General features: G+C 70.3%; 5 protein-coding genes. 4 read left to right on the forward strand and 1 reads right to left on the reverse strand.

Annotation, left to right across the window (positions count from 1 at the left end):
- Positions 1-72: 72 nt before the first annotated feature.
- Both KDM41_07865 and KDM41_07870 read left to right on the forward strand, forming a co-directional pair.
- Positions 73-2,178 carry a CZB domain-containing protein gene (locus KDM41_07865; protein MCB1183335.1) on the forward strand — a complete coding sequence of 702 codons (2,106 nt, stop codon included), beginning with the start codon at positions 73-75 and terminating at the stop codon, positions 2,176-2,178.
- Positions 2,179-2,231: 53 nt separating this feature from the next.
- The gene (locus tag KDM41_07870; GenBank protein ID MCB1183336.1) at positions 2,232-3,758 is read left to right on the forward strand and encodes a DUF342 domain-containing protein; all 1,527 of its coding nucleotides are present in this window, start codon (positions 2,232-2,234) and stop codon (positions 3,756-3,758) included.
- 17 nt (positions 3,759-3,775) lie between these two features.
- Here the strand turns inward: KDM41_07870 and KDM41_07875 are convergent, their stop codons facing one another.
- Positions 3,776-4,528, reverse strand: a complete 753-nt coding sequence (locus KDM41_07875) for a ParA family protein (protein MCB1183337.1) — start codon at positions 4,526-4,528, stop codon at positions 3,776-3,778.
- 352 nt (positions 4,529-4,880) lie between these two features.
- Here KDM41_07875 and KDM41_07880 point away from each other — a divergent pair, with 352 nt between their 5' ends.
- Both KDM41_07880 and KDM41_07885 read left to right on the forward strand, forming a co-directional pair.
- Entirely contained in the window at positions 4,881-6,116 is a 1,236-nt protein-coding gene (locus KDM41_07880) for a hypothetical protein (protein ID MCB1183338.1), read from the forward strand.
- A gap of 22 nt (positions 6,117-6,138) precedes the next feature.
- Positions 6,139-7,218 (forward strand): peptidase M75, encoded by a 1,080-nt coding sequence (locus tag KDM41_07885; GenBank protein MCB1183339.1) that lies wholly within the window; start codon positions 6,139-6,141, stop codon positions 7,216-7,218.
- The last annotated feature ends 7 nt before the right edge of the window (positions 7,219-7,225 follow it).

The following is a 7,225-nucleotide window of genomic DNA, read 5'->3' on the forward strand; positions in this document are numbered from 1 at the left end:
CCCGAAGCTAGGGACGGAACCATGGAACCGGCGCACAGCCGGATTGCGCGCCAAGAGGGAGGACTCCGCGTCATGTCGATCAAACTCAAGATGATCCTGGGAATTGCCACGATGGCCGTGCTCTGCCTCGGCGTCGGGCCCGTTTCGATCCAGGTCTCGCAGACCAAGGCCCTGAACGGGGACCTGGCCCAGACCAACCACGTGGCGGAGATGATCAAGTCGCGTGAGATCGATCATCTGAAATGGGTGACGGCGCTCGAGGAGTTCGTGATGAACAACGAGCGCGAGTTGCACCTGCACCGGGACCACCGGACGTGCGAGCTGGGCAAGGTGCTGTACGGCCCCGAACTGGGCGAGATCAGCCGGCTGATGCCGGAAGTCGGGGGCGCCCTCGAGGCCCTCAAGCCCGCCCACGAAGCCATGCACGGCTCGGCCACGACCATCGACGACCAGTGGCGCCGGATCCACCCCGGCCTCGAGACGACGCTGCTGGCGCGGCTCAACGACCACCACCGCTGGGCCGAGACGCTGGCCGAGGAGCTCATGGCCCACGAGGACCTGCAGGTGGAATCCGACCCGTCGGCCTGCGCCTTCGGCAAGTGGCTGCTGAGCGACGAGGTGACGCGGATGCGCGCGGAGTGGCCGGAGTTCGCGAATGGGCTCGTCCCCATCGTCGCCAAGCACAAGACGCTGCACGGCCTGGTGAACGACATCGACCTGGCCGTCGGCGACGACACGCGCGCCGGCATCTACGCCCTGCAGGTCCGGCCGGTCCTCCATGACCTCGAGCAGGGCATGCTGGGGCTCATCGACCTCGAGGAAGCGAACGTGCGGGCCCAGGACCACGCGCACCGGGTCCTGGACGAGGTGACCAAGCCGAGCATCGAGGAGATCGAGGCGCACATCGCCACCGCCCTCGGCGGCCTGAACGCCAGCCGGGACACGCTCGAGATGAAGGTGGCCGCGGCCGACCGCCGGCGGACCGTCTACACCATCATCGGCTCCCTGGTGGCCCTGGCCATCGGTGGCCTGTTCGCCTGGTACAACATCCGCTCGGTCACCGGCCCGGTGGCCCGCACCGTCGCGTTCACCCGGGCCTTCGGGGCCGGCGACCTGAGCCAGCGCCTGAACCTCGCCTCGAACGACGAACTGGGCGAGATGACCCGGGCCCTCGACCGCATGGCCGACAACCTCGAGGCCAAGGCCGATCTGGCCCGCCGGATCGCCGACGGCGACCTGACCCAGGAAGTCGTCCCCAGCTCCGAGCACGACACCCTCGGCCAGGCCCTGCGCGACATGAGCGTGAGCCTGCGCGAGGTCGTGGCCCAGGCCATGAAGGCGGTCAGCGAGGTGAGCGAGGGCGCCGACCAGCTGTCGGCCTCGAGCCAGAGCCTGGCCCAGGGCGCCACCGAGCAGGCCGCCAGCCTGCAGGAGACCCACGCCTCGGTCACCGAGATCCGCGACCAGGCGCGCGAGAGCGCCGGCCTGGCCAAGACCTCGGCCGCGGCGGCGACGGAGGCCGCGGACGCCGCGTCGCGCAGCTCCGACCACATGAACGAGATGGTCCGCGCCATGCACGAGATCAGCCAGTCCAGCGCCGAGATCGGCAAGATCATCAAGGTCATCGACGACATCGCCTTCCAGACCAACCTGCTCGCCCTGAACGCGGCGGTCGAGGCCGCCCGGGCCGGCAAGCACGGCAAGGGATTCGCCGTGGTGGCCGAAGAGGTGCGCACCCTGGCGCAGCGCAGCGCCAAGGCGGCCCGCGAGACGGCCGAGCTCATCGAAGGCTCCAGCGACCGTGTCGAGCGCGGCAGCGAGGTCGCGAGCCTGACCTCGACGGCCCTCGAGCAGGTGGTGGCGACGATCGGCGAGATCACCGGCAGCATCCGGACCATCGCCGACACGAGCGAGCAGCAGAGCAGCGCCGTCGACCAGATCACCCTGGCCCTCGAGCAGATCGACGTGGCGACCCAGTCGTCGACGGCGAACGCCGAGGAGACGGCCTCGGTGTCGGAAGAGCTCTCGGCCCAGACGAACCTGTTGGCCTCCCTGATGGGCCACTTCCGGATCGGCCACGCCCCGGTCGCCATGGCGCCGTCCGCGGGCATCCATCTCGAGGAGAAGGAGGAAACCTTCGACACGCCCGAGCTCGTCGCCGACCACGTCGGCTGGTAGCGGCCCCGGGAATCGCCGGAGTCGAGGCGGGTGGCGGTCGTCGGGAACGCACCGTGACCGGCAGCAGCGACAGCACCTGGGGCAGCGCCCCGGTCGTCGGCGACGACTGGGGCGCCGCCGCGCCCGAGATCACCTACCGCGTGCGGGTGGGACCGGAGCGCATCGCGGTCCTGCTCGACTGCCCCGACCCCCACGCCGACCTGGACGGCTGGGCCGAGCGCATCCACGCCGACCTGATCGATCTGGACCTGCCCGAGTACCCCGATCCGCCGACGATCCGGCACCTGCTGGCCGACTCGTGCCTGCCCGGCGACGACCTGGCCGCCCACCCCCTGGTCATGGGCCGCGCCCCCGTGCCGAGCATGAACGCGCATCTGGCCTGGACCCACGACTACTTCGCCACCGGCTGGCTCATCGACGAGCAGTCCGACCGCATCGACTACCGCGAGAAGGTCGAGCGCTGCAGCGTGCACCGCAACGAACTGCTGCTGCGTCTGCACCACGCCACCGAGGGCGAGCCGGGGCTCGACGTCTTCCTCAACGCGCTCCCGGTCGACAAGCCCGAGAAGGTGCGGGTGCGCTGCGGCAAGGGGGTGCGCGAGGTCGCCGAGGAGAACTCGACCGCCTACTACGCCGCCATCGACGGCCGCCTGCGCTTCGTCGACGACACCGTCACGGTCGACGAGGTCTACCACGTCAAGGGCGACGTGGACCTCGCCACCGGCAACATCCACCACGCGGGGTCCGTGACGGTGGAGGGAGACATCCGCGACGGGGCGCTCGTCGAGGCCGACGGCGACGTGGTCGTCAAGGGGATGATCGAGAAGGCCACCGTCGTCTGCGGCGGCAGCCTCACCGTCGCGGGCGGGATCCTCGGCGACCCCGGACGCAAGGTGCGGGTGACCGGCGACCTCGAGGCGCGCTACATCAACAAGGCCGACGTGAAGGTGCAGGGCGAGATCCGCGTCACGCGCCAGATCCTGCAGTCCCAGGTGCGGGCCCTCGGACGCATCCTCGTGCCCACCGGCCGGGCGGCCGGCGGCCTGATCAGCGCCCTCGCCGGAATCGAGATCGGCACCGCCGGGGCGCCGGGCGCGACCCACACCGAGTTCGAGGCCGGCATCGACTTCCAGCTCCAGGACCAGATGGCCATCTACTACCGCAAGATCGAGAAGCTCGAGGAGACGCTGGTGCCCATCGAGTCCGAGGTGCGCCATGCCACGGCCGATCCGGTGCGGGCCGAGGCGCCGGAGTTCCGCGGCATCGTCGAGTCGCTGACGGCCCAGCGCATGATGATCCAGGAATCGATCTCCGAGCAGTACATGCACCTGGACACCCTGCAGCAGATCTCCGCCGAACGCGCCCGCTTCCACGTCGTGATCTTCGAGGCCGTGTGGTCGGGCACGAGCTTCCGGCTGGGCGAGGCGCGGGTCGACGTGAAGAAGTCCATCGAGAAACCGCGCATCGCGGTGCGCCGCGAGGACCGCGCGCGCGTCGTGCCCCTCGGGGTGGCCAACCTGCCCCACGGCGTGAAGCTCCCGCCGGGCGTGACGCTGCCGGGCGAGATCCCCGTCGAATAGCCTGCCCCGCCCGTCGTCTAGACCAGCTCCGGCACCGCCGTCATCGCGGCGATGAACTCCTCGTAGTCGGACGCTCCGCGCGACCGGGGCGCGTGCTCGAAGATCGTCTTCTGCCATCCGAAGGCCTCGGCCAGCTCGACGTTGACGCGGATCGGACGGCACAGGCGCGGGCCGAAGTGGGCGCGCAGCTGCATCAGGGTCTCGGCCGAGGTGCGGGTGCGCTGGTCGTGGAAGGTCGGCAGCACCCGGCTGAGGTGCAGCCCGGGGTTGTGCGCCGCGACGCGCTCCACGTGGCGCACGAAGTCGAGCACGCCAGCCAGGGCCGCCGGCGCCAGGGCCACCGGGGCCACCACCTCGTCGGCGCAGGCCAGCACGTTCACGGCCACGGCGTCGACGCCGGGCGCGGCATCGATGACCACGGCGTCGTAGCGGTCGGCGACGGGCGCGAGGGCATCGGCGAGGGCACGGTGGCCGTCGCGTTCCCGGCGGGCGATGGCCAGGGCGGCATGGGTCAGGTGATGGTCGCTGGCCACGAGATCGAGGCCCGTCCGCGCCCGGGTCACGGCCTCGAGCACGCCCGCCTCGCCCAGCAGCACCTCGTTCAGGCTGAGGTCGTAGTCGACGCCGAGGGCCTTGGCGCACTGGCCCTGGGTGTCGGCGTCGACCAGCAGGACGCGTTCGCCCGCCAGGGCGAGACCGTGGGACAGGTTGACGGCGGTCGTGGTCTTGCCCACGCCGCCCTTGGTCATGGCGATGGCGATGATGCGCATGATGTCTCCTCGTTCCGGATCGATTCCCGGCCGGCGGGTCGTTCCGCGGCCTTCGGCTCGGCCTGCCAGAAGGGGGCCACGGATGCCAACCCGCTGCGGCCCAAAAGGCTGCCCCGGTCCGCAAACGACCTCCCTGTTGCGGCCGATTGCAGGACGCCCGGGAGGCCGGGCCTCGTGCCCGGACTCCGTATTCGTATCCATTCTTGATACATTTAGTAAAGATTCCGAAATTTCATATCTGACTCGATCACTTGAACTTAAGTTGTCAAATAAATAACTTGCGCTTTGGTCCAGGGCGGATCTTTTTGACGCTACAAGTAAGTTTTGTCGCGCCAAAAAAGGAGATCCTGCCATGCCTCTCGCTCGCATCGCCGCCCTGGTCGTGGCGCTCGCCATCGCGGTTCCGGCCCTGGCCCAGGACCCGGTGTCCGGCCTCCACCTCTCGGGCTACGCGGACCTGCTCTACGCCCGCTTCGACTACGGCCCCGACCAGAAGAGCGGCGAGAACGGCTCCCCGCCGGACGACCGCGCCATCATGGATCTGCAGCGGTTCGTGCTCGGCGTGGGCTACGAGTTCGACCCCACCCTCGTCTTCGCGGCCGAGATCGAGATCGAACACGGCGGCACGGGGGGCGCCCTGGAACTCGAGTATGAGGAATTCGGGGAGTACGAGCAGGAGATCGAGAAGGGCGGAGAGGTCGTCCTCGAGCAGCTCCACCTGACGAAGACCTTCTCCGACGCCTTCGCCCTGCGCGTCGGGCACGGCATCGTCCCGGTCGGCCTGATCAACCTGGCCCACCTGCCCACGAGCCATTTCGGCACGGTGCGGCCCGAGGCCGAGTCGACCTTGGTGCCGGTGACCTGGCACGAGACCGGCGTGACCGCCTTCGGCGACCTGGGCGACTTCAGCTGGCAGGCCCAGCTGATCAACGGCCTGGACTCGACGGGATTCAGTTCGAAGTTCTGGGTCCGGGACGGGCACCAGACCCGATTCGAGCAGGTGCGCGCCACGGACATGGCCGTGGTCGGCCGTGTGCAGTGGAACGGGGTGCGCGGGCTCAAGGTGGGCGTCTCGGCCTACCGGGGCGGCACGACCGGCAACCGGCCCAAGGACGACATGCCCGGCGTCGACGGCACCCTGACCCTTGTCGGGGCCGACCTCCGCTGGGCCCGCGGGCCGTGGCGTCTGCGCGCCTCCTGGCTCGGCGGACATCTCGACGACGCGGCCGAGATCTCGGCCAAGAACAGCCGGCTGTCGACCAACCTGGGCGTCGCCCGGAGCCCGGTCGCGACGGAGGCCCGCGCCTGGGGCGCCGAACTCGGCTGCGACGTGATGCCGCTCTTCGACCCGGACGCCCGCACCGCCCTGTTCCCCTTCGTGCGCTGCGAGCAGGTCGACACCATGCACGGCACCACCGGCGGCATCTTCGCCGACCCCCGTTTCGACCGCACGATCCTCACCTGCGGCCTGAACTGGTTCCCCCGGCCCTCGGTGGCCGTCAAGGCCGACTTCGCGGTGCGCTCCCTCGGCGCCGAACGCTACCGCGACGAGAAGACGTACGGCGCCTCGCTCGGACTCGTGTTCTGAACCACCCCCACCCGGAGGATAGATGATGCTGAACCGATTCGGACTCCTGCTCCTGCTGCTGCTGGCCCTCGGGGTCGCCGGCTGCTCGGATGACGACGACCCCGTCGCCGTCGCCGAGGCCTACGATTTCACGACGATCCTCGCCGACTACACTGATGGGGTCGTGATCGCCACCTACGCCGCCATGAAGGACGCCTGCGGGGACCTCGCCACGGCCTGCGCCGGGCTGGCCGCCGCGCCGGACCAGCCCGGCGTGGACGCGGCCGCCGCCGCGTGGGTCGCCGCCCGCGCGCCGTGGGAGGCCAGCGAGGCCTTCCTCTTCGGTCCGGCGGCGAGCATGAACCTGGATCCGGCCCTGGACAGTTGGCCCGTCGACCGGCAGCAGCTGGACGACGTGCTCGCCAGCAGTTTCGACCTGACGCCCGCCTTCGTGGCCGAGGGTCTCGGCCCCGCCCTGCGCGGCTACCACACGGTGGAGTACCTGCTCTTCCGGGACGGCCAGCCTCGTCCCGTCGGTGACTTCACCGCCCGGGAGCTGGCGTACGTGGCGGCGGCGGCGGCGGTGCTCGCCGACGACGCGACCACCCTCTGGGCCGCCTGGGCCGAAGGCATCGACGGCGGTTCGGCCTACGGCGACGTCTTCCGCGGCGCCGGCGGGCCGGGCAGCGGATACCCGACCCAGGCCGCGGCGGTCCAGGAGATGCTCGAGGGCATGATCGCCATCTGCGACGAGGTGGCCAACGGCAAGATCGCCGACCCCTACGACGAGAACGACACGTCGCTGGTCGAGTCCCAGTTCAGCTTCAACTCGCTGACCGATTTCGCCAACAACCTGCGCAGCGTGCGCAACGCCTACCTGGGCGAGCACCACCTCGCGGCCAGCGACGGCGAGGGCCTGACCGACTACGTCGCGACCGCCGACGCCGCGCTGGACCTGCGCCTGCAGGCCGAGCTCGACGCGGCGATCGCGGCGATCGGCGCGATCCCGGCGCCGTTCCGCGACAACCTCGCGGCCGCGGCGCAGATCGAGGCGGCCCAGGCGGCGATCCAGACGGTCATGACGACGCTCGCGGCCGACGTGACGCCGTTGGTCCTCCGGTGAGACGAGG

This window comes from bacterium (assembly GCA_020440705.1).
Taxonomy (GTDB): domain Bacteria; phylum Krumholzibacteriota; class Krumholzibacteriia; order LZORAL124-64-63; family LZORAL124-64-63; genus JAGRNP01.